Here is a 22,227-nt window from a genome sequence, read left to right as displayed (position 1 = left end):
ATCGTAGGAAGTGCGCCCCTGCACATCGTTGCAGTACAGGGGCGTTATGCGTGCGCGGATGTCTTATAGACCGTAGTAGCTGGAAACAGCCTGAATACGGACGTCGCTGATTGGCTTGGCGGTCGTCACCATGACGTAATACGTTCCCGGTGGCACAGGGCCGGGGAATGTGCAGGTGGCGGGTTGGCCTCCCGACATGACGGACGTGCAGTCCGGATTTGTCATGGATGCCGTAAATTGCTTACCGTAAAGCGTCGCGACGTCTCCTGCTGCTGCGGGCAGGAGGTTGAACGTGACACTCTTTAGCCCCACCGGAACCCGCAGGCTTCTCGCGCCTGGCGGAACCGTCACCGAGAAATACAGCTTGTCCAAAGCCTGGAGCGGAAATCTGATGCCGTAGTCGTTGTCGCTGATATCCGCGACGAGCATCGGGGCAACGTCGAAACGCCGCGTCAACCTGCTCACGGCGCCGGTGCTGTCGGTCACTGCCAGCGTGATTTCGTATGTGCCGGGCTGATCGAAGTCGATCTCCGGGTTAACGGATCGCGTGGAAACCGTATCAGCCTCACCCTTGCCGAAATTCCACGCCCATGACCTGATCGGCGCGCCTCTGGCGGTGGACAGATCCGTACATGACACATGCATGAGCTGGTCGCTCTGTGAGCACGTGAAATTCGCCGCCGCTGGAATCTTCCCGGACCTGGCCGCCATGACGGCCGCGGTCGCATCGAGAATACCCATGCCGATCGGTTGGTCCGGCTTGCCGTTGGGAAATGCTTGCACGTTCTGTGTGAGCAGGGTCCGTATTTCCGCAGGACTTAGAGGTGTTGGCGCGACCGACTGGACAAGCGCGACAACCCCGCTCACCATCGGCGCCGCCATCGACGTGCCGGAACTGTATCCATAGCTTTCGGTGCCTGGGGCGGCGGTCCCGTTGTTGTACGTGGACCAGATCGAGTCGCCGGGCGCGGCAAGATCGACTGCCGGCCCGAAGTTCGATTCGACGTACCTTAAGCCGGGTCGGTTGGAGGCCCCGACGCTGATCACGTTGCGGCAGTTCGCCGGCGAGAATTTCGTCGCGCTGAAACTATTGTTGCCGGCTGCCGCGACGACTACCGCGCCTCGGCTGGCGGCGTAGTCGATGGCGTTCTGAAACGTCGTGCCGCACTCGCCACCGCCGCCCAGACTCACATTGATCACCTTCGCGGGATGGGCGTTGCCCGGGACGCCGGCAACACTCCCGCCGGCCGCCCACACAATGCCGTCAGTGATGTCGGAGGTATAGCCTATTCCGCACGCATTCAGAACCCGCACCGGGACGATTTTTGCAGCGGGCGCGACGCCGGCTATGCCATTGCCGTTGTTGGTCAGCGCAGCCGCGATCCCCGCTACGTGTGTGCCGTGCCACTGGACTGGACATGTCTCCGTCGTGATGCCGGGATTGGTGCCGTTGCCGCCGCGGTTGTTCGCGGTGAAATCGTAGCCGGGCAGGAGGTTGGCGTTCAGATCGCTGTGACTGGTGACGCCGTTGTCCACCACGGCGATTACGGAGCCGGCGCCGTTTGCCATGTCCCATGCACCTTCCGGCCGTATGCCCGCTGTCGTGACGCCGGGCTTCTGGTTGGAAGTCATGCCCCATTGCTTGCCGTACTCCGGATCGTTCGGGACCATCGTCGCGGACATTTCCGTGTCGGCTTCGATGTATTCGACGTTCGGGTCGGCGGCAACGGCGCGCATGAACGATCGGGCATCGTTGCCGTTCAGTTTTCTCTCGGTCGTGACCACATCGGAGCCGATACCCATGCGGCGTAAATGGCGTGCCCTCGCGGGAAATGCACCTGCCAGCCGGTCCAGTTTCGACTGAACCGCCGAGGCCGATCTGCCTTCGGCGGTGGCGGTTTTATATTTGATGATGAAGCGGTCGTTGGACGCGTCCGATGACAAACCGCTCGTGTTCATTTTCAGCGACATACTCAGCGGAACACTGCGGGATGCCGCTGCCAATGCCGCTGTTTTCTCCAGCGTCGGTGTTGCCGTGGCGGCGACCGTATCGCTGCCGCTGTTGCCGCCACACGCTGTGAGCGCCAACGAAAAGGCTATGCAGGCCGCACCGGTAAGTGAACGGCGCGTCTTGGTGCTTGACCACAGTGCGCCGATATCTGTTGTGGCGGCGAGGGAGCCGTTCCGCTCGCCCTCGCGTCTCTCTTTGTGCATCTCTTTTCTACCTCGTACGACATATAGAAATGATTGCCCCTGTTTTTGTGGAATAGTCGTACTGCGGACATAAGCCGGACCCACGAGCCATTGCGCCACGCTTCGCTCATTGGGCGCCGGGTATGTTTCGACTGTTTTAGATTCCTAACTAATCGATGCGGAAGGCTCAGTGTGCTGGGCGTGACCTTCCGACTTCGTCAGTCAGCTCTCTGGATTCTTGTAGTTGCGCTGATCGAATAGCGTGAACAAGATAATAAATAGCCTGAACGATATAAACTATCAGGCTTCTCTGCTTGTTCGTCGGAAAGTTTGCCTTGCGCGTCAGACCGCTGGCGCGGCTTAACTGCGCGCTCGCGCAAGTCACGCAGGCTAGCGGTCACGGATCGACCCAGCCGATCAGGCTGAGGGAGCTACGCTCGGCCGGGCACCGTAGCGGAAGGGAAAGCGGGCGCCAATCAAAGCCACCGCGCGTAACTGCGGGGCGAAAACACGCAGCTGACTGCAATCATGGCGGCCACGCTAACGGCCAGCATGATCCATGCAGCGCCAAATCCGCCGCTCCAGCCACGAACGAGTCCGGCAAAAACGGGCGCGATGGCGGCCACGATAAACCCGACCCCCTGGGTAAACGCAACCAGTTTCCCGGCGACGCGGTGATCGGCCGAATGATCCATGGCGGTGACGAGGGTCAATGAGAACGTTCCACCAAGTCCGGCGCCGGCAATGCCGACCCAGGCGAGAGGCGCCACGTCGGGCCACAGGATCAACCCAAGCAAGCCGGCGAATTGGGCGGACAAGCCCAGAACCAGCCATGGCCGCCGATCCCGGAATGGCGCAGCGGCTAGCGGAAGCAGTAAAGCCGCCGCGGCCTGAAACACTGTCATGCTTGCAAGCAGCGAGCCGCTATCCGTGACACTCACGCCACGTTGCTGATAAAACGCGGGTAGCCATGCGACGAGCGTCGTGTAGCCGCCGTTGACGATTCCGAAGTAGAGGCCAAGCGTCCACGCACGCCGCTTGCGCCACAGAGGAAGCGTCACGGGGTTCGCACCAACGGGCTGTGCCGTGGCGCCCGAAGAAGGCTGGAGATTCAAAGCCAGCCAGCAGAGCAATGCAATCAACGCAGGAATGGCCCACACTGCGAGCCCCGCGTGCCACGATCCGAACGCATTGCTGACCCATGGACTCAAACGTGCCCCCAGTCCGCCGCCGCCCATGATCGATGCCGAGAAGACCCCCATCGCCAACGGCACCCGTGTATGGAAGCGCTGCTTCATGACGGCGGGCAGCAGAGCCTGAATCGCCGCGACGCCGACCCCCGCGAGTGCCGCGCTCAACAGCAAGGCGGCGCCGCTTGCAGTCGTCCAGCGCGCGCCACAAGCCAGCGCGATTGCCAGCAAACCGAGCGCGACGCCGCGCGTCTCGCCGATCGTGCGGGTCAACGCGCCGGCGCCGAATGCGCCGATGCCCATTGCGAGAACCGGCAAGCTTGTCAGCAGTGAGGCGCCGTAGAAGCTCAGGCCAGTTGCCGTGCGGATGGTCGTCATCAATGGGCTGATCGACGTCAGCAACGGGCGCAAGTTAATGCCGATCACCACGATCACACCCAGCCATAAGGCGTCGCGCCACGTTAGCGCGTGGGATGCATGGCTGGCGTCGGTGCGGGCTGGCGTGGCGCTGGAGTGAGAATTCACGATGGACCTGGTGGCGTGGCTGGAAATGCACATCGAACGAAACGGGGGAAATCCGTTCGAATTTCAATTTGGTCAACAATGTTACCATTAAATGGTTAACCATTTTTTTGTGATGCCCAGTATAGGCCGCCGCGTAGCCGCGTCATGAACACGTGGCGCAGGCGGTACACCGTCGCTACAATGCCGGGCGATATCACGCTATTGCTGTCACTGAATTCATGGCCCAACGTTCCCGAAGCACATCGTCTGCCGGCACAGAAACGCCTTCTCCCGCGGGGATCGAAGACGACTCGATCACGATCGAAGAGCGTATTTACGCGTCGATTACCGCGGCGTTGCTGCAGGGTCGTTTGCGGCCCGGCGCCCAACTGGTCGAGCGCGATCTCGCCGCCGCGTTCGGTTGCACACGTGGCGCATTGCGCAAGGTGCTCGCGCGGCTGGGTTTCGAGGGCAAGCTGGTGCTCGAGGCGAATCGCGGCGCGTTCGTACCGTCGCCTTCGGAAGAAGACATTCGTCAGGTGTATCGCGCCCGCCAGATTGTCGAGGCAGGCATTGTCGCGGCTTTATGCGGAAGTCTGAGTGCGGCTCACAAGCGCCGCCTGCGCGCCCATGTGCGAGGCGAGGAGAAGGCGTCACGCGCCGGCGCGATTGAAGAATCCGTGCGGCTCGCGGGCCAGTTTCATGTGCTGTTGACGGAACTTGCGGGCGGTACTGAATTACTCGGCCTGGTTGGGCAGCTTGTCGCGAAGACAGAGTTGTACAAGGCACTGTTCGACCCGTCGAAAGGGTCGACCTGTTCCGCGGACGAGCACATGCAGATTATCGAAGCGCTGGATGCGGGCGATCTGCATGCGGCACTCGCGGCAATGCGCGAGCATTTGTCGGAACTGGAGGAGCGGGTGGTCGAACAGGTGCGCAGGAGCGCCGCAGGAGAAGATCTCGGTGCGGTGTTCGGGGCTTAGAAAAGCGTAGAGAGGGGGGCGTTCGTGCGACACCGAAGCGCGCCGCTCAGGCTCGAGTCAACGAGTCAAGCCGGAGGGGGCGCGCGAAAGGCTTCGCGAATAGCTGGGTAACCACCAGGCAACTACCGGGCAACCACCAGCCAACTACCCGACAACAACAGTTGGCCGCGCGTTGACCGATCACGAAGCAAGTCGATACCGAGCCGATGAGCGGTCAGCGTGCCGCCACAGCCTTAACGGCGACGGAATTGCGTATTGCGTGCGCCGCCGCCACCGGTGGCGCGCTCGTCTTTGTGACGGAAGTTGATCCGGCCTTTGGTCAGATCGTAAACCGACAGTTCCAGCGTCACGCGGTCGCCCGCGAGAATACGGATGTGATTCTTGCGCATGCGTCCGGATGCGTAAGCGCCAACCACGACGCCGTTGTCGAGCGTCACGCGGTAACGACTATCCGGAAGTACTTCGTCGACGATACCGTCAAGTTCAAGCAGTTCTTCTTTCGCCATGCATAACTCCTGGTCGATGGGATAAGTGGATGTTGGCCGCGCAGCCAGGCCGCCTGGCGCAACATTGGATACGGTTAACAGTTTGCTTTCAGGCCAACTGTGCTGCGGTAACAGCGGATGTGCTGATAGTACCGCTCAAAGATCAGCGACGGACTGGCCGTCTACGCGGCCGTCGATCAATTGCTCGGCATGGGCCATGCACGCAATGCGCGCCTTGCCAGTGCCGTCGAACGGAAACAGATACTGCAGACGGAACACACGCCCGTCGGCTGCCGGATTGGCGCCCACCCGGCAGATGCGTACCGACGCGTCGTAGCCTGCGTCCGGATTGCGGCCCGTTTGACCGTCCGCCGGGCGGCGCGGATAGACGAGCGGGTGAATTTCGTAACCCTTGTACGTCTTGACAGCTGAATTCATGAAGCACATGTCCTGTATTACGTGGCCCCCGTGTCACGCGTGTTACGCGCGGCACGACGGACCCGGCAGCGCAGCACCCTGGGGCGCGCCGCCATGGAAAAAGGTTGGCACAGGCCCGATGGCAAGGGCATGAGCGCGGCCGCGCAAAATCGCGGATTCGATGGAGAAGAAACACGCTGATGTCGCGCAGACATCGGGCGCGTAAAAGCTGAATCACTCAGCTGCACAACTCGCGACGGCGAATGCAGGCGGCGCATTGCCGGAGTGACGGGATCGCCGACGGGCGGCGGTCGAACAGTCGGGGGTGGTGCGCAGGCACCAATTGAAACTGTGCTTGATACTGCCGCGTGTGTTGCCTTGTGTTGCCAATAGCGCGGATGCGGAATACAGCTATTCCAATATGATGCACTAAATGGGGCTAATTGGATAGTGAAAAGTTCCGCGCGCGGGCAAACCGCCCAGCCGGCGGGGTGTTGAGCGGAAAAAGCTTACCGCGGACGGCGCGCGGCGCAAGGTCCGGCGCGCCGTGCTTGAGGCCGTGCCGTGACGGCGAAGGTGGGGCGGCCGTCAGCGGGTGGTTTCGGCAACGCGCTTTTGCAACTCGCGTGAAGCCGCGAGTGGAATGCGCGCGTCGTCCCAGCCGGCCAGCCATTCGACTTCCTTCGACGTAAAAATCTGCCCGTGATTGCGCAGCGTGTATTGCAAGGAATCGATGATGTGGTTGCGGATGATTTCCGGCGTGCCGTCGTCGTCGAGCACGGCACGAAACGCTTCGAGCGTGGCCATCTGTTGCTCCGTGAAAGAGTGGATTCTTTTATCGCACGAAAAAAAAGCGCTGGCCACGCGGACAAAAATCGTTCGGTGCGGATGCAACAACTGGAGCGTGCGGGCATCACGCGCTTGAGCGCCCATCAAAGCGCGGCGCGCGATGCGGCCCCGCAATAAAACAGCCACGGTGCTGCCCTCTTGCCGGCGTGGTCGCCGCCGCCGTTTGGGGTCGTTACAATGGCGCGTTACAGAGCCTCGCCATCCGGCAGCGGTGTGCTTGCCGTGTCTGCCGGCCATAACTTCGGCGCTCGGCCTCGCTCATCGGAGCAGAGGCGCCGCCGCATTCTTCGAACACTGCGATTTCTCAATGCGCAAGACAACCGTCTCCCCTGTGAAAGATCTGCTGCTGGAGCGCTATGCATCCATCGCAGACGGTATCGCGGCGCTGTTTTATCCGTGCGCCGAAGTCGTGATTCACGACCTGCGCGATCAGACCATCGTGTATCTCGTCAATAACCTGTCGAAGCTTGAAGTTGGTGGCCCTTCGGTGCTCGACGAGGTCCACTATGCGGCACGTGGCCGAACCATCGGACCGTACGAGAAGTTGAACTGGGACGGCCGCCGCATGCGCTGCGTGAGCAACATCCTGTTTGACGACGACGGCAAGCCGGCCGGCATGCTATGCGTCAACTTCAACATCGCGGTGTTCGAAGACGTGCGCGCCACGTTGGATCTCTTCATCAAAGGCGGCAATCTGACGGCAGCGCCCGCGGAGGAGCTGTTTCGCGACGACTGGCAGGACCGCATCAACACGTTTCTGCACACCTGGCTGCGCGAGCGGCAAATCGGCGTCAATGCCCTCACGCGCGAACACAAGCGGGAAATCGTCGAGGCGCTGCATGCGCAGGGCGCATTTCGCGGCCGCAGTTCCGCAAACTATGTGGCGGCCGTGCTGACAATGGGGCGCGCCACCGTCTACAAGATTCTGAAGCAGATGAAAGAGGGCGGCTGACAGCGCCCGGCAACGCGGCGCAATAGCGCGGTGGTTGTCACGGCACGGCGCGAACGCAAGCAGCGCTCGATTCCGGCATGGCGAGAGGTCTCGCCTTCTCACCGCATGGTCGTGTCGATCCGGGTTCCGCGTTTGATGAACAGGGTGACAGGCGTTTTCTCGCAGATTTCCGCAAGGCGGGTTCGCTGGCTATCGTCGAGCGGCCCCTCGACGGAAACGGTACGGCGAATGAATTGGCCGCCGTCGCGCTCGACATGCAATTCCGTGTCGACCTTGATCCGGCCGCCCGGCCATGCTTTCTTCTGCATGTACATCCGGAGCGTGGCAGCGGTGCACGCCGCGAGACCCGAGAGCACGAATTCGAAGGGCGCCGGGCCGCTATCCTGCCCGCCTTCGTGTGGCCCTTCATCGCCAAGCAGGCTGTGCGTGCCCGCATCGACTTTGACGAGATAGTTGGGCGCGTCTGCATCCGAAGTGGCGCTTGCGATCGCGAGAGTCATGATTGTCCTCACTGTTTTTCGTGGCCTGTCGGGCCTATCTGGCTCATCTGGTCGAAACGCCCACCGTTGAAATACGCCGTTGCTTGCCGGATCCCGGCAGCCGCATTCATCGCGAGGCCCTGCACCGGATGCAGGATATCAACGCGGCGTCGTGTCTGCATCCTGGCGCCCAACATTCCCGCATCGACACCTCAAACCGACGCCGTCTGGCGTGCTTCATCGTCCTCCTGCATTGCTCGACGCGACAAGCGGGTTTTTGCCCTTGCTTGCTTTCGTGAAAAATTGATGCTATTTTTTCATGAAATTAATGATTGATTTTTTCACGGAGCAGCGCAGATGTTCCATCAGTCCGCCGAGCACGTCTCCAGCTACTATGCGCGCACCTATCCGGGTCCGATTCCGCTGCGCCCGGCGCTGGAGGAGCGTCTCGACGCCGAGGTCTTGATCGTCGGAGCAGGTTTCAGCGGCTTGCATACGGCGCTGCGTCTTGCTCTTGCAGGCAAGCGCGTGGCCTTGCTCGAGGCGAGCCGGGTAGCGTGGGCGGCGTCCGGGCGCAATGGTGGCCAGGCGCTGCTCGGCTGGTCCTGCGATATGCCGCCACTGGAGGCGGCGCTGGGGCTGGAGCGCACCCGCCGGCTTTGGGACAGCATGTGCTGGGCCGCGGCGGAGATACGCGAGTTGCCGCAGCGGCATGGCTTTGATGCTGACTATCGTGCCGGCAGTCTGTGGGCGGCGGTGCTGCCGCGCCGCGTTGCGCTGTTGCAGCAGGCCCAGCGGGAGGCCGGGGAGAAGTGGGGCTATGACCGGATGCGCTTCATTCCTCGCGAGGAGATGCCGCAGTGGATTGCGAGCGAGCGCTACCAGGCGGCGCTCTACGATCCGGAGGCAGGTCACCTGAATCCGCTGAAGCTGGCCCAGGGCCTTGCGGCGGCGATTGAACTGGCCGGTGGGCGCATCTTCGAGCAGAGCCGGGTGCTGGATTACCACGAGACGTCTGGCGGGCGTGGCGGCTATGTGGTGCGCACCGACAAGGGCGAGGTGCGTGCCGACGTGCTGGTTCTTGCCTGCAACGCGTATATCGACCGCCTCGACCGAAAACTTTCGAGGCGCATGCTGCCGGTCGGCACGTATCAGGTGGCTACGGCACCGCTGCAGCCGGACGCCGCCCGTTCGCTGCTGCCGCGCAACAGTTGCGTGATCGACAACCAGTTCGTTCCCGATTACTTCCGTCTGAGCCCTGACAACCGTCTGCTATTCGGCGGCGGCTGCACCTACGCGGGCGGCATTCCGAAGGATATTGCTGCGGCTACCCGGCCTTACCTGGAGCGGGCGTTTCCGCAACTGCGCGGGGTGGAGCTGGAGTATGCCTGGGGCGGGCATATCGACATCAGCATGAAACGCACGCCCGATGTCGGCCGGCAGGGCCAACGCTACTGGCTGCAAGGCTATTCAGGGCACGGCGTGCTGCCGACGCTCGCGGCTGCGCGGGCCGTGGCCGACGCGATCCTCGGCGACGACGAATTGCTAGGGCTGTATCAAGCCATCGACAATCCGCCGTTTCCGGGCGGCGCGTTGCTGGCCGCGCCGCTGGAGGTCATGGGCAAGACCTGGTATCGTCTGCGCGACAGAGTCTGAGAGAACGGGAAGGAGAGGGGCGGAAGATGAACAAGCAGGAAGAAATTGAAGGTCTCGCGATACTGATCCGGGATCTGCGCAAGCATAAGAAAGTGACCTTAGGCGCATTGGCGGAAAAGATCGGCCGCTCGGTGGGGTTCCTCTCGCAGATCGAGCGCGGCCTCTCGCGTCCAACCGTGGGCGACCTGACCGCCATTGGTGAAGCCCTGGGCGTACCCACCACGTATTTCTACAACCTGAGCAAACCGCGCGCGCTGCCATGGGTAACCCGGCCGGACGAACGCCGCACCCTCTACTACGCCGAGGGTGTGACGGATGTGCTGGTGTCGCCGAATATGTCGGCGGGTTTCTCCATGCTGGAAAGCCACCTGGCCCCCGGCGCCAGCAGCGGCGACAGACCGTTGAACGACAGCGACGAGCAAGGTGGCTTCGTCCTCGAAGGCGAGTTGACCATCTGGCTGGACGACGGGGCGCAGCCGGTGACGCTTGGCCCTAACGACGGCTTCCAGGTGCCGGCGCATGCGCGATTCCGCTACGCCAACCTTTCCGATCAACCGGCACGGGTACTCTGGGTGTTCGCCTAGGACTCCGGTCGAATCCGAGCGCAGCAGGAATGCTGCACGGAATAAAAATTCGGATCGCTAATTAATGGTTTCGTCCATGAACCTGATAAGCGGCCCTCGTGAATGCCACGTCCCGCTGTGCCGCCAACCGGCCTGTCCCGGTTCGTCGCAAGCCTGAAATGAATCTCAATCGTCATCTTTTGCGTGTGAAGGACAACCCCATGACTTCCCCCAGCACCGATCTGCTCAGCGAAGTGCGCGCCTTCCGCGCCGCGCATCCCGAGGTGCGTTACGTCGACCTCATTTGTCTGGATATCCCCGGGCACTTCTACGGCAAGCGATATCCGGTGGATATGCTTGAGAAAGTCGCAGGCGGCAGTCTCCTGAAACTGCCGCAGAATTGCATCCTGCTAGGCGTGCAGGGCGGCTTGTACCCGATCGGCGACTATTGCTTCAACGACGGCGACCCGGATGCGGTGCGCCGCCTGATTGGCGGCACGCTCAAGCCTGTGCGATGGGAAAACCAGCCGTTGGGGCAGATGCTGATCAGCTCGGACGGCACCGAGTCACCTATCGAGTTCGAACCGCGCGAGGTGCTGGCGCGCGTGCTGAAACGCTTCGAACGGCGCGGCATTCGCCCGGTGGTGGCGTTCGAACTGGAGTTCTATCTGTTCGACGCCAGGCTCGCGGACGGCCTGCCGCAGTTCCCACGCGATCCCTTCTGTGACGACAGGGACGATCAGCCAAACATGCATATCGAGCGACTGTCGCGGTTTTCCGGCGTGCTGGACGAGATGGTCGAAGCCACGCGCGAGCAGGGCGTGGAGGCGACCGTGATTACGGCTGAACTCGGGCCGGGGCAGTTCGAGATCAACTTTGGCCATAACGACGATGGTCTGCGAGCGGCGGACTGGGCCGCCCTGTTCTGCCGCAGCACGCGCGGTGTGGCGATGAAACACGGCTACCGCGCCAGCTTCATGAGCAAGCCCTATCTGCATGCGCCGGGCAGCGGTATGCACGTGCACGTGAGCCTTTACGACGAAGCCGGCAACAACCTGCTCGCGGCGGACGGTCAGCGTCCATTGCGCCACGCGGTTGCCGGCTGCCTGGCGCTGCTGCCGCATTGCATGCCGGTCTTTGCTGCCAATCACAACGCGTTTCGCCGTTACGGCTGGAAGGCGAATGCCGCGAGCCGTGGCAGTTGGGGTTTCGAAGACCGCGATGCCTGCATTCGCATTCCCGAATCGGATGATCGCAACCTGCGCATTGAACATCGCGTGGCGGGTGCCGATGCGAATCCTTACCTGGTGCTGGCCGCCATCCTCACGAGCATGGAACACGGGCTGGATGCCGGCCGCGAGCCCATCGCTCCGCTCAACGAGGATCGCACCAGTGGGATCGACTTCCCAAAAGATATGCTCACGGCCGTCGCCGCGATGCAGAATCATCCGGTGGTGCGCGCGGGAATGGGCGAAGAGTTCGTCATGGTCTACTGCGAGAACAAACGGCAGGATCACCTGGATTTCATGAACGAGGTGAATGCGCGCGAATACCGCTGGTTCCTTTGAACACCGGTGTGTTTTGCCGCCCGGGCAGCGATGCTTCGCGAGCGTCGATCGCAGGCACGTCAGCCTGCATTCGTGATCTTTTACCTGCCGGTGCGGGTTTAAAATAACGGCCACAACGGGATCGCGTGCTCTGTTTCGGAGTACGCCGGTCCGTCTACACACATTCCGTTGACCGGGACAGGAGCAGTTGAATGGTGCGTTATCGACACTACAAAGGCGGTATTTACGAACTGGTTTGCGAGGCCACGTTGGAGTCCGATCCAACGGTCACAATGATCGTGTATAAAGCCAGCAATGGTACGATCTGGACGCGTCCGGCCTCGGTGTTTTTCGAGTTGGTCGACATCGACGGCGCCAAGGTGCCGCGCTTCGCGCCGATCAACCAGGCCGGCTCGCTCGAGTGATCGCAAGTGCGATCGCATCCGACGGGCGTGTACTGCCAGGTCAATACAAACAGGAAATCTGAATGCGTTTATTGCTTGCCATCATTCTGCCGTGGTTTCAGTTCTTCACGATTGGGCGACCGTTCGCCGGCATCATTTGCCTGATTCTGCAGATCACGCTGATCGGCTGGATTCCGGCCGCGATCTGGTCGGTGTATGCGTTGAGTCAGTACAACACCGACAAGAAAATCGCCCGGGCGATGGGCAACGGCAGCTAAGGCCGGATGTGATGTCATCCGCCGTGCGGCTGTAATTCGATTGCATCCGGCGCTTCGAGTACCACGTCGGTTTCGGCGATTGCCACGCACGGCAGGATGTGGCCTTCTGCTTTTTCTTCCCGGCTGAGACCGGGCCATTCGATCGTATAGCGCACGCGTCCCGCAGTCATTTTGCAAATGCACGTACGGCACGTACCATTGCGGCACGAGCGTGGCAGGCGCAGATTCGCAAAGCCGGCCGCCTCGAGGATCGTGAGCGAATCGGGTGCTTCAAAACTTAAGCCGAGCGGCTCGACGCGAACGAGAGGCGGGCGGGTGGAGTCGGACATCGTGTGAGCTGGTGACGGATTGCGCCACACTTTACACGCTACGCCAGGCCACGCGGCTTACAGCACGCAGCCGAACATTCCAGCTTCAGCGTCGCCGGCTCAATGCGTCGTGTTCCCACGCCGCAGATATCGATACACCGTATTTCGTGCCACCCCCAACTCGCGTGCCGCCGCCGACACATTGCCGTCGAGCCGCGCGAGCGTTTGCGCGATCAGGCTCGCCTGCCAGTCTTCCATCCGCGCGGACGATGCATTCACCGGCGCAGCCGTTTTCTCGCGCCCATTACTCGCAGTACCTTGGGCTGATCGCGCCGCGAGCGGTTGGGCGCGGGCGTCGGCCGGCGCGTCCTCGCAATCCTGCAGAAAATCTTCCGGCAAATCCTCGAGTTCGATCTGCTGCGCGCCTTCGGCCATGATGCCGGCGGTACGCAGCACGTTGGCCAATTGCCGCAGATTGCCGGGCCAGCGGCATTGCGCAAACCGTTCCAGCACTTCGTCGGACACGCGGCGCGGCAAACGCTCGCCGTCCGGCTGCAACGCCAGCATGCGCTCGACGAGCGCCGCCAGATCGCTGCGCTCGCGCAACGCCGGCAAGGTGACGACAAGGCCGTTGATCCGGTAATACAGGTCTTCGCGGAAGGTGCCGGCTTCGATCATCTCGCGCAGATTGCGGTGGGTCGCGCAGACGACGCGCAGGTCGACTGGAATCGCCCGCGTGCCACCGAGCGGCACGACGCTGCGCTCCTGTAGCACGCGCATCAGGCGCACTTGCTGGGCGAGCGGCATATCGCCGATTTCGTCGAGAAAAAGCGTACCGCCGTCGGCCTGCACGATCTTGCCGACGCTGCCGCGTTTTTTTGCACCGGTGAACGCGCCGTCCTCGTAGCCGAAGAGTTCGGCCTCGATCAGCGTATCGGGCAACGATGCGCAATTCAGCGCGACGAAGGGCGCGGCCCGCCGCGGCGAATCGTGATGGATCGCGCGGGCGAGCCATTCCTTGCCCGTGCCGGTTTTGCCGAGGACGAGAATGGGAATATCGCGGCCGCGCAGCCTGGCGACTTTACGCAGAATGGCGCTGACTCGTGCGTCGCCTGTATCGAGCGTTTCGAGTGTGGCGGGTGGCGCGGGCGGCGCCGCTTCGCAGGACCGGGCCGCGGCACGCGACCCATTGGAAGCAGCGGCACGCACCGCGTCAGGCACGGCTTCTGCCGAAGCCACATAGCGCGGCGTCGCAAATTCACCGCGCGCCACCACGCGCACGCCGCTTGGCAACGTCAGCTCGACGCTTTCGCCGGGCGCGCGGGCGATCTGCTGCAGCAACCGTGCAAAGGCGATCCCGAACAGCGCATCGAAGCTTTGTCTTTGCAGGTCGGCGAGCGGCTGCCCGAATTGAAACAGCGCGCTGCGATTCGCGGACAGAAACGTGCCGTCCGGCGCGAACGCGGCCAGTCCTTCGTACAGCGTGCCGATGAATTCCGCGCGCGCGTGAAAGTGGACACGAATGGCGTCGGCGAATTGATTGGAGAACAGATGATTTTCGATCATCTGCGCCGACATCCGCACGAGTGCGAGCGTGTGTTTGTGGAAGCCGCGCGTGTCGCCGCTGACATCGAGCGCGCCTATCGTGCGCCCGAACGGATCCGCGATCGGTGCGCACGAACAGGTCAGGATCCGGTTCGCGTGCAGGAAATGCTCGCCTGCATGCACGACAGTCGGCTGTCCGTCGACGAGCGCGGTGCCGATCGCGTTCGTGCCGCGATCGGCTTCGGCCCATGACACGCCCGGGCACAATGCAACGCGATTGGCTTTTTCAACGAAGTCGCTGTCGCCGAGACTGTGGAGAATCACGCCGTGATTGTCGGTGAGCAACACCATGCTTTGCGTGTCGACGATCTGCGCGTGCAAGGTCTCCATGACGGGGAGCGCATGCGTATAGAGCGATTGATTGCGATCGACAAGCTCACGCAGGGCAAGGCGGCGCAGCGGCTGAAAGTCCGGCGTTTCCGACGCACGCAGGCCGACTTCGAGCGAGCGGGCGTGAGCTTGCGCGATGACGTCTGGCCGACCGACGGTGGGCGGCGTGGCAGAGCGATGAGTCAAAGCATGTCTCCGGTTATCGGACCCGGCGGGTGCGTTGCCCGCGGTTGCATTGCGCAGTGCAGCATACGAAGGTGTACGCGCTTGCGGCTGAGCATCGATATTACAGGACGAAACGGGAGCGAGGCGAAAGCCGTCCGGCAGCCAAAAACCGGGTTGCTGGATGAGAGAGATTTGCCTCAAAACAGCACGTCAGGCACCAAAATAAAGCAAACGGAAAGGAAAACTTGCGCAGCGCCCGAACTCGTCTACAGTGAATCCAATCACCTCCGCGGGGCGCGAAGTACGCGCACGTTAGCGTGGGGTGACGGATCCGCGCTATCAGCATCCGACCGGGAGGAAAACGCGCTGCAGGTGCGACCAGATTCAACCCGCGTGCGCAGTACCAATCGACCCATGCGCAGCACTCAACCTTTCAGGTGAATCCCATGCAGATCCAATTCCCGAACGAAACTCCTGAGTATTCAGGTCGCGAGCTTACCTTGGCGTTCCCGGCAATGGTCGATGGGCAGAGGGTGGAGTGCATGATCACGGCCGAGGCGCTGGAAGATCACTTCGGCGCCGCCTCGCCGCGCCTGGAAGACATGGTCGGTGCATTCGACGCGCACCGGGCCCGGATCGAAGCAGCGACGAGACGTCTGCTATCGGAAACGCGGGCGCAATGTCTGGTGCTGAGAAGCGGGTATGTGCGCTTCTACGAGGCGAATTGGCGCAACTGAGCGCTCGCGCCAAAGGCGCGAAGCTCATTAGATGATTCGCCGCAGGGTCCGGTCCTTGAAAATCACATGGTGCGCGATCGCCGCGAGTGCGTGCAATCCGATCACCCAATAAAACGCATTGCCGAGCCATTCGTGCGCGGTCTTGAGCAACGGTCGGGCAAGCGGATCCGCGCCGACCAGCGTGTAGCTGAAGTTGATCCAGGCGAGCGTGACCGGATGGCCGCCGGTGTTGATCAGAAGGATGCCGAGCAGCGGCTGCGCGAAGATAAAAACATATAGGGCGAGGTGCGCGCCGCGCGCCAGAAAGGCGAGTAGCCGGTTGCTTGCGATTTCCGCGGGCGCGCCGGCCCAGAGCCGCCACAGCAGGCGCAGAACCGCCAGTCCCAGTACGAGCGTGCCGGCCCAGAAATGCACGCTGCTCCAGAACGCCCGGCTGTCAGACCCTTTCGGCCCGCGTATTTCGATTGCCAGATAGGCGAGCGCGACCAGCAGAAAGATTGCCCAATGGAAAAAGATAGCGGGCGCCGTATAGCGGTCCGAGGCGCGGTTGTAGGACATGCGGGGAACTCCAGTGACCAGATGGTTGGTTTTTATCAATCATCGGATGATAAAGGGTGCCCGACCCGAACGGGCGCCTTCAGCAAAACGATTGTTGATCCAGACCGAACCGTGGCCAGACACGGCGGCGCTGTCGCGACCCTGACAGTCAGATAGCAGCGCGCGGCGCGGCATTGCATTGCGCACCATCGCGCGGCGCCACTTCACGTCGCGTCACATCCTGTTCCGAGCGTGTGCCCGGCTCTCGCGCCGGGCGCCGGCAGGTTTATTCGCTGCCGAGATAGAAATAGCGGAACAGGAAAATCGCCGCGATGATCCACACCACCAGTTTCACTTTGCGCGCCTGCCCGGTCAGCAGCTTCAGGCCCGCGTACGAGATGAAACCGAACGCGACGCCGTTGGCGATCGAGTAGGTGAACGGCATCAGCAGGGCGGTAAGCGCGGCCGGCACGACTTCGGTGGCGTCGTCCCACGGCAGATCGAGCATTTCGCGCAGCATCAGGCACGAGACGTACAGCAGCGCCGGCGCCGTCGCATAGCCGGGCACCACGGCCGCCAGCGGCGCGAAAAACAGCGCCAGCAGGAACAGCACGGCAACGGTGATCGCCGTCACACCCGTGCGGCCGCCGGCCTGCACGCCCGACGCGCTTTCGATATACGCCGTGGTCGACGAGGTGCCCAGCATCGAGCCGGCCAGAATCGCGGTGCTATCCGCGAGCAGGGCGCGATTCAAGCGGAACATCTTGCCTTCGACCAGCAGCCCTGCGCGATTGGCCACGCCCATCAGCGTGCCGGTTGCATCGAACAGTTCGACGAGGAAGAACACCAGGATCACGTTCAGCACGCCGGTGGAGAGCGCACCGCGAATGTCGAGCTGGAACAGCGTCGGCGAAATCGACGGCGGCGCGGAGACGATGCCGTGGAACTGATTGCCGCCGAAGAAAAAGCTCAGCACGGTCACGCCGACAATGCCGATCAGGATCGCACCGCGCACGCGCAGAAAGTCGAGCGTGACGATCGCGAAGAAGCCGATGACTGCGAGGATCACATGCGGGTTGTGCAGATCGCCGAGCGTGACGAGCGTGGCCGGATTACCGACCACCACGCCCGCTGTCTTCAGCGAAATGATCGCGAGAAAGAGGCCAATGCCGCCGGTGATGGCAATGCGTATCGAATGCGGAATGCCGTTGACGATCACTTCGCGCACGCGAAACAGCGTGACGATCAGGAACAGGCAACCGGAGATGAACACCGCGCCGAGCGCGGCCTGCCACGTGAAACCCATGCCCTTTACGACGGTGTACGCGAAGTACGCGTTCAGGCCCATGCCGGGCGCGAGCGCGATGGGGTAGTTCGCGTAGAGGCCCATGATCAGCGAGGCCAGCGCGGCCACGATGCAGGTCGCGACGAACACCGCGTCTTTCGGCATGCCGGCGTCGCCGAGAATCGCCGGGTTGACGAAGATGATGTAGGCCATCGTCAGAAAGGTTGTCAGCCCTGCGAGCACTTCGGTGCGCAGGTCGGTGCCGGCGGCGTCGAAGCCAAAGTATCGTTTTATGGAGTCCATGTGGCGGGTCTCTCGTCGTTCAGAAAGCGTTTCTTGTGGTTGATACGGGCTATGCGCAGCAAATCAGCAGGCAATTGCGCGGCGGCTGCACCGTCCGGCACGGCTCTCACGCGCCACGCAGCCAGGCCTACCGGCGGATTGTAATCATGATTGGCGGCGCCGCCCAGATTGCGTGACGGCAGGCTTTGCCGAAGGGGCGAGATGATACCTTGTCAACGCGCGGCGTGGCGTGGCAAGCGAGTGTGCGACGTTGCGGAGGTGACGTGAGGTTCTGGAAGGCTTTGCGAGGCTGCATGGCGGCAGAGCTATGCCGACTGTATGCGCGGATTTGAGGCACGCAGGGCCTGCATCGCCTGCGACCCTTGCGATCGCGGACGGCCCGGTGTGCCTCATCGGGATCAAGGCATGACTGATTACTGCTGCATGCTCCTGCCCATTTGCTGCGCGCGCCGCGCGGCGACAATGCGGCCCGCGCGCTGCGCGTTGTCCGGATAGTCGATCCAGTCGAGCGGATCGTACCCGGCGGCGCGCCAGTCGGCCAGATCGGCCTTCACCTGGGCACGCGTGAGCGGCGCCGACGGGTCGTAAGGCCGTGAGGTTTGCGCAAACGCGGTGCTCATGCCAACGGCGGCCAGCAGCGCGCCGAGTCCAACTAAAGAAGCGATTTTCATGATTGGCTCCTATGGAGCGGTTAAAACGACCCTCGTATTTTAATTTTCGTCAGCATTTCGATTAAGCCGGTTGAACGTAATGCACCGTTTCACCCGGCGATCCAAAGTGGCCCCGGCTGAGGCCGCGTCACCTTCGCTTCAGGAGGCCGAAGGTTTGTTGAAACGATCCAGCACCGCGCTCAGCAGGTCGATCGGCAGCGGAAAGACAATCGTTGAATTCTTGTCGGCGGCGATCGTCGTGAGGGTTTGCAGGTAACGCAGCTGCATGGCCTGCGGTTGCCGCGAGAGCGTCTGCGCCGCCTCCAGCAGATGCTGCGAGGCCTGCAATTCGCCTTCCGCGTGAATCACCTTGGCGCGCCGTTCGCGCTCAGCTTCGGCCTGACGGGCGATGGCGCGGATCATCGTTTCGTTGATGTCCACATGTTTGATCTCGACAATCGACACCTTGATGCCCCAGGCGTCGGTCTGTGCATCGAGCACCTTCTGGATGTCGGCGTTCAGTTGCTCGCGAGCTGCCAGCAGGTCATCGAGTTCGTGCTTGCCGAGCACCGCGCGCAGTGTGGTTTGCGATAGCTGGCTGGTCGCTTCGAAATAGCGCGCCACCTGGATTACCGCCTTCTCCGGATCGACGACGCGGAAATACACCACCGCATTGACCTTCACCGAAACGTTATCGCGCGTAATCACGTCCTGCGGCGGCACGTCGAACACGACGGTGCGCAAATCCATGCGCACCGCCTGCTGCACGACCGGGATGATCAGCACGAGTCCCGGTCCCTTGACCTTCCAGAAGCGGCCGAGCATGAACACCACGCCGCGCTCGTACTCGCGAAAAATCCGTATCGACGAAGCAATCAGTACGGCCACCAGCAGAATCAGAATGCTGCTGAAGCCAAATGTGAAACCAATCATGTGCGTTCTCCTTGTTGTTGTGTTTCCGCGGGCACCACGGTCAGCGTCAGTCCGCGCCGCGCCGTGACGCGCACCGCGTGACCGGCCGCGACCGGAGCCGTGCTGGACACCCGCCAGCGTTCACCTTGCACCTGCGCCCAGCCGGCCAGCGTGCGGCCGGCTGTTGCGTTTGTCGTTGCGTCTGCCATTGCGCTTGTCATTGCGTTGGTTTCTGCCATTGCGCCGGCCGTTGTATCCCCCGGCAGCACGCCGCCGTCCGGCGTCAGGCCCCCGTCGAGCACCACACCGAGACTGCCGATCAGCCCTTCCGAGCCGGTCACCACGGGCCGGCGCCGCGCCCGCAACGCGAGCCTCGACACGCCGAACACAAAGACGACGCTGAACACGACCACCGCCGCGATCAGGGGCAGTGGAATGCCATAGCCGGGCACGTCGGTATCGATCAGCATCAGCGCACCGATCACGAAGGCGACCACGCCGCCGAAGCCGAGCGAGCCGAAGGTCGGCAGAAACGCCTCGCCGATCAGGAACGCGATGCCAAGAAAGATCAGGCCGAGCCCGACGTAATTGACCGGCAGCATCTGCATCGCGAACAGCCCCATCAACAGACTGATCGCGCCGACCACGCCCGGCAGCACGAACCCCGGATTGGCGAACTCGAAGAAGAGGCCGTACATGCCGATCATCAGCAGCACCAGTGCGACGTTCGGATCGGTGATGACCGCGAGGAACTGGCTGCGCCAGTCGGCTTCGAGCGTGACGATCGGCGCGTTGGCGGTGCTGAGCGTGACGTCGCCCCGGCTCGTGGTGATGGTGCGGCCGTCCAGCTGGTGCAGCAGATCGGGAATGTCGCGCGCATTCAGATCGACCACGTGCTGCGCGAGCGCTTCGCCGGCCGACAGACTGACGGCTTCGCGCACGGCGCGCTCGGCCCAATCGGCATTGCGTCCGCGCATCTGGGCGAGGCCGCGGATGTAGGCGGCCGCGTCGTGGACCTGTTTGCGCATTTCGGTGGATTGGGTGTCGAGCGGCAGGGCGGCGCTAGCCGGGCTGGCAGCGCTTGCTGCGTTCGGCGAGTTCGCCGGGCCGGGTGATGCGGGTGCTGCGGGTGAGGTTGGTGAGGTGGACGCGCCGGGCCCGTTCTGTTGTCCGCCCGTGCCCGTGCCGGCTCCGCCGCCGGGCAGGGCCGGCATGCCGCCGCCTGCGGGCGGCTCCGCACCGCCGATACCCATCTGGATCGGCGTCGCCGCGCCCAGGTTGGTACCCGGCGCCATTGCCGCAATATGGCTCGCGTAGACGATATAGGTGCCGGCGCTCGCGGCGCGGGCGCCGCTCGGCGCGATAAAGGTGGCGACCGGCACCGGCGAGCCGAGAATCGCCTTGATGATCTGCCGCATCGACGTATCCAGCCCGCCGGGTGTATCGAGCTGCAACACGGCGAGTTGCGCGCGGTCTTCGACGGCGCGTTGCAGGCTGCGCACGATGAAGTCGGCGCTGGCCGGACTGATCGCGCCATTCACCGGGATCACGATCACACTGTTCGGCGCGATGGCGCCCTCGGCGGCGCTCGCCGGCGGCGCGTTTTCGCACAACGCGAACCCGAGCGCCAACAGGATGCCGAACGCGGTCATGCCGCGCATCAACCGGCCCACGGCGCCGCCACGGATAAGCGCGGCGCGCGGACCAGACTGCCGGAACGGGAGACGTGGATACGTGCTCATCGCTGACGGCTGCCGCGCCATGCCGACGGGTATCGACCGGCGCGGGCCGCTACCCCAAAAAGGCTGGCCTGCTCCTTACAGCTTAGTCCGATTCCGTGCGGCGCGTGAAATCCGCATGCGCCGGCCGGTAGTCGCCCGGCCGCATGCCGGTCCACTTGCGAAACGCGCGATGAAACGCGCTCGGCTCGGCAAAACCTACGGCAGCGGCGATGTCGGCGATGGTGCGTCCGCTGTCCTGCAACTCGCCGATCGCGATGTCGCGCCGCAAGTCGTCCTTGATCGACTGATACGTATAGCCTTCCTGCTTCAGATGCCGCCGCATCGTTGCCTCGGCGACGTTCAGGCGCAGCGCCATCTGGTCGGCGGCGGGCCAGCCGGCCATCGGCAGCGCGCGCAGCATCTTGCGCACCCGTGCGGTGAGCGAGCCGGGATTGCGGTATTTGACGAGGAAGCTGCCGGGCGCGTCGCGCAGGAACGGTTTTGCCGACTTGCTGGTCTGGATCACCGGCAGGTCGAGAAACGCCGGCGAGAGGTCGACATACGACTCGGCCTGATCGAACGCCATGTCGTCGCAGAACATCAGGCGGTACTCATGCGCGGCAGGCGGCTCGGGGCAGCGAAAACGCGCCTCGATGAGCGGAATGCGCCGCCCCACCAGCCAGCACAGCAGGCCGTAGACGAGGATGAAGTAGGTCGCGTAGGCGAACATGGCGGGCGGCCGCGCGCCTTCGCGTTCGACATACCGCAGCCGCACGCGCTGCGCATTCGTGTCGATCTGCGCGCCAAGATCGTCCAGCACGAAGCGCATGAAGCGAACCGCCAGCGCGAGCGCTTGCGCGCCGTTACGCGCGCCGAGCGCCATCTGCGTCATCGCGATGAAGCTGCCGCTTTTCATGCGGTGCGAGTCCTGGCCGAAGAACTCGTCGTCCAGCGCGCGGGCGATGCCGGCCCACAGCGCGCCGTACTGCGCCGCCGAGACCCGGCTTTTCGGCGACGCCAGCAGGGTTGCCGCGATGCCGGCGGCTTCGGCGAGCGGCAATGCGTCGAAACCGCGTGCCCGCGCCAACGCCAGGGCCTCTTCGACCAGGCTGACCGAAACCGTGCCTCTGTCATTTTCGAAGTTCTTCATGTTTCTCATGGCTGTCTGGCAAAC

Annotated in this window: 22 protein-coding genes; 8 read left to right on the top strand and 14 right to left on the bottom strand. The window is 63.0% G+C overall.

From position 1 onward, the window contains the following. Positions 1–63 precede the first annotated feature (63 nt). Both BCY88_RS15575 and BCY88_RS15570 read right to left on the bottom strand, forming a co-directional pair. On the bottom strand, positions 64–2,214 hold the full coding sequence (locus tag BCY88_RS15575) for a S8 family serine peptidase (RefSeq protein ID WP_120345143.1): 2,151 nt from the start codon (positions 2,212–2,214) through the stop codon (positions 64–66). 455 nt (positions 2,215–2,669) lie between these two features. After that, positions 2,670–3,908, bottom strand: coding sequence for a cyanate transporter (locus BCY88_RS15570; protein WP_259461414.1), 1,239 nt, complete (start codon positions 3,906–3,908; stop codon positions 2,670–2,672). Positions 3,909–4,126: 218 nt separating this feature from the next. Between BCY88_RS15570 and BCY88_RS15565 the strand changes: the two genes are divergently transcribed. After that, positions 4,127–4,870 carry a GntR family transcriptional regulator gene (locus tag BCY88_RS15565; protein ID WP_120345141.1) on the top strand — a complete coding sequence of 248 codons (744 nt, stop codon included), beginning with the start codon at positions 4,127–4,129 and terminating at the stop codon, positions 4,868–4,870. Between the two features lie 233 nt (positions 4,871–5,103). Here BCY88_RS15565 and infA read toward each other — a convergent pair whose 3' ends face one another. From infA to BCY88_RS15550, 3 genes are all read right to left on the bottom strand, one after another. Further along, positions 5,104–5,376 (bottom strand): translation initiation factor IF-1, encoded by a 273-nt coding sequence (gene infA / locus BCY88_RS15560; protein WP_012427521.1) that lies wholly within the window; start codon positions 5,374–5,376, stop codon positions 5,104–5,106. A 135-nt stretch (positions 5,377–5,511) separates the two neighbouring features. Then, positions 5,512–5,793, bottom strand: coding sequence for a hypothetical protein (locus tag BCY88_RS15555; protein ID WP_063499359.1), 282 nt, complete (start codon positions 5,791–5,793; stop codon positions 5,512–5,514). A 567-nt stretch (positions 5,794–6,360) separates the two neighbouring features. Further along, positions 6,361–6,579 carry a hypothetical protein gene (locus BCY88_RS15550; protein WP_120345162.1) on the bottom strand — a complete coding sequence of 73 codons (219 nt, stop codon included), beginning with the start codon at positions 6,577–6,579 and terminating at the stop codon, positions 6,361–6,363. A gap of 349 nt (positions 6,580–6,928) precedes the next feature. On the opposite strand from BCY88_RS15550, the gene BCY88_RS15545 reads away from it, so the two are divergent. Further along, on the top strand, positions 6,929–7,573 hold the full coding sequence (locus tag BCY88_RS15545) for a helix-turn-helix transcriptional regulator (protein ID WP_120345140.1): 645 nt from the start codon (positions 6,929–6,931) through the stop codon (positions 7,571–7,573). A gap of 98 nt (positions 7,574–7,671) precedes the next feature. Here the strand turns inward: BCY88_RS15545 and BCY88_RS15540 are convergent, their stop codons facing one another. Beyond that, positions 7,672–8,073: an OsmC family protein gene (locus BCY88_RS15540; protein ID WP_120345139.1), complete on the bottom strand. Its 402-nt coding sequence runs from the start codon at positions 8,071–8,073 to the stop codon at positions 7,672–7,674. Positions 8,074–8,409: 336 nt separating this feature from the next. On the opposite strand from BCY88_RS15540, the gene BCY88_RS15535 reads away from it, so the two are divergent. The 5 genes from BCY88_RS15535 (at position 8,410) to BCY88_RS15515 (ending at position 12,500) form a co-directional block, all read left to right on the top strand. Further along, a complete protein-coding gene (locus tag BCY88_RS15535) occupies positions 8,410–9,708 on the top strand; it encodes an NAD(P)/FAD-dependent oxidoreductase (protein WP_120345138.1) in 1,299 nt (432 codons plus the stop codon). Between the two features lie 26 nt (positions 9,709–9,734). Beyond that, the gene (locus BCY88_RS15530; protein ID WP_120345137.1) at positions 9,735–10,292 is read left to right on the top strand and encodes a helix-turn-helix domain-containing protein; all 558 of its coding nucleotides are present in this window, start codon (positions 9,735–9,737) and stop codon (positions 10,290–10,292) included. Between the two features lie 200 nt (positions 10,293–10,492). Next, entirely contained in the window at positions 10,493–11,839 is a 1,347-nt protein-coding gene (locus BCY88_RS15525) for a glutamine synthetase family protein (protein WP_120345161.1), read from the top strand. A 191-nt stretch (positions 11,840–12,030) separates the two neighbouring features. Beyond that, the gene (locus tag BCY88_RS15520) at positions 12,031–12,243 is read left to right on the top strand and encodes a DUF1653 domain-containing protein (protein ID WP_120345136.1); all 213 of its coding nucleotides are present in this window, start codon (positions 12,031–12,033) and stop codon (positions 12,241–12,243) included. A 62-nt stretch (positions 12,244–12,305) separates the two neighbouring features. Next, positions 12,306–12,500: a YqaE/Pmp3 family membrane protein gene (locus tag BCY88_RS15515; protein WP_120345135.1), complete on the top strand. Its 195-nt coding sequence runs from the start codon at positions 12,306–12,308 to the stop codon at positions 12,498–12,500. A gap of 14 nt (positions 12,501–12,514) precedes the next feature. Here the strand turns inward: BCY88_RS15515 and BCY88_RS15510 are convergent, their stop codons facing one another. Beyond that, the gene (locus BCY88_RS15510; protein ID WP_120345134.1) at positions 12,515–12,829 is read right to left on the bottom strand and encodes a 2Fe-2S iron-sulfur cluster-binding protein; all 315 of its coding nucleotides are present in this window, start codon (positions 12,827–12,829) and stop codon (positions 12,515–12,517) included. Positions 12,830–12,928: 99 nt separating this feature from the next. Continuing rightward, positions 12,929–14,929 carry a sigma-54-dependent Fis family transcriptional regulator gene (locus tag BCY88_RS15505; RefSeq protein ID WP_120345133.1) on the bottom strand — a complete coding sequence of 667 codons (2,001 nt, stop codon included), beginning with the start codon at positions 14,927–14,929 and terminating at the stop codon, positions 12,929–12,931. A 425-nt stretch (positions 14,930–15,354) separates the two neighbouring features. On the opposite strand from BCY88_RS15505, the gene BCY88_RS15500 reads away from it, so the two are divergent. Continuing rightward, positions 15,355–15,645, top strand: a complete 291-nt coding sequence (locus BCY88_RS15500; RefSeq protein ID WP_120345132.1) for a DUF1488 family protein — start codon at positions 15,355–15,357, stop codon at positions 15,643–15,645. 27 nt (positions 15,646–15,672) lie between these two features. Here the strand turns inward: BCY88_RS15500 and BCY88_RS15495 are convergent, their stop codons facing one another. The 6 genes from BCY88_RS15495 to BCY88_RS15470 all read right to left on the bottom strand — a co-directional run bounded on the left by BCY88_RS15495 (position 15,673) and on the right by BCY88_RS15470 (position 22,203). Then, positions 15,673–16,203, bottom strand: a complete 531-nt coding sequence (locus tag BCY88_RS15495; protein ID WP_120345131.1) for a cytochrome b — start codon at positions 16,201–16,203, stop codon at positions 15,673–15,675. Between the two features lie 265 nt (positions 16,204–16,468). After that, positions 16,469–17,770, bottom strand: coding sequence for an NCS2 family permease (locus BCY88_RS15490; protein WP_120345130.1), 1,302 nt, complete (start codon positions 17,768–17,770; stop codon positions 16,469–16,471). Between the two features lie 413 nt (positions 17,771–18,183). After that, entirely contained in the window at positions 18,184–18,441 is a 258-nt protein-coding gene (locus BCY88_RS15485) for a DUF4148 domain-containing protein (RefSeq protein WP_120345129.1), read from the bottom strand. Positions 18,442–18,579: 138 nt separating this feature from the next. After that, positions 18,580–19,353, bottom strand: coding sequence for a slipin family protein (locus tag BCY88_RS15480; RefSeq protein ID WP_120345128.1), 774 nt, complete (start codon positions 19,351–19,353; stop codon positions 18,580–18,582). After that, complete coding sequence (locus BCY88_RS15475; protein ID WP_120345160.1) at positions 19,350–21,074, bottom strand: NfeD family protein; 1,725 nt, start codon at positions 21,072–21,074, stop codon at positions 19,350–19,352. The genes BCY88_RS15480 and BCY88_RS15475 overlap by 4 nt, the downstream gene beginning before the upstream one ends. An 82-nt stretch (positions 21,075–21,156) precedes the next feature. Beyond that, positions 21,157–22,203 carry an AraC family transcriptional regulator gene (locus BCY88_RS15470; protein ID WP_120345127.1) on the bottom strand — a complete coding sequence of 349 codons (1,047 nt, stop codon included), beginning with the start codon at positions 22,201–22,203 and terminating at the stop codon, positions 21,157–21,159. Positions 22,204–22,227 lie beyond the last annotated feature (24 nt).

Origin of the sequence: Paraburkholderia fungorum (assembly GCF_003610895.1) — a bacterium.
Classification (GTDB): Bacteria; Pseudomonadota; Gammaproteobacteria; order Burkholderiales; family Burkholderiaceae; genus Paraburkholderia; species Paraburkholderia fungorum_B.
The sequence above is the reverse complement of the archived record's forward strand: the minus strand, read 5'-3'. Positions and strand labels throughout refer to the sequence as shown.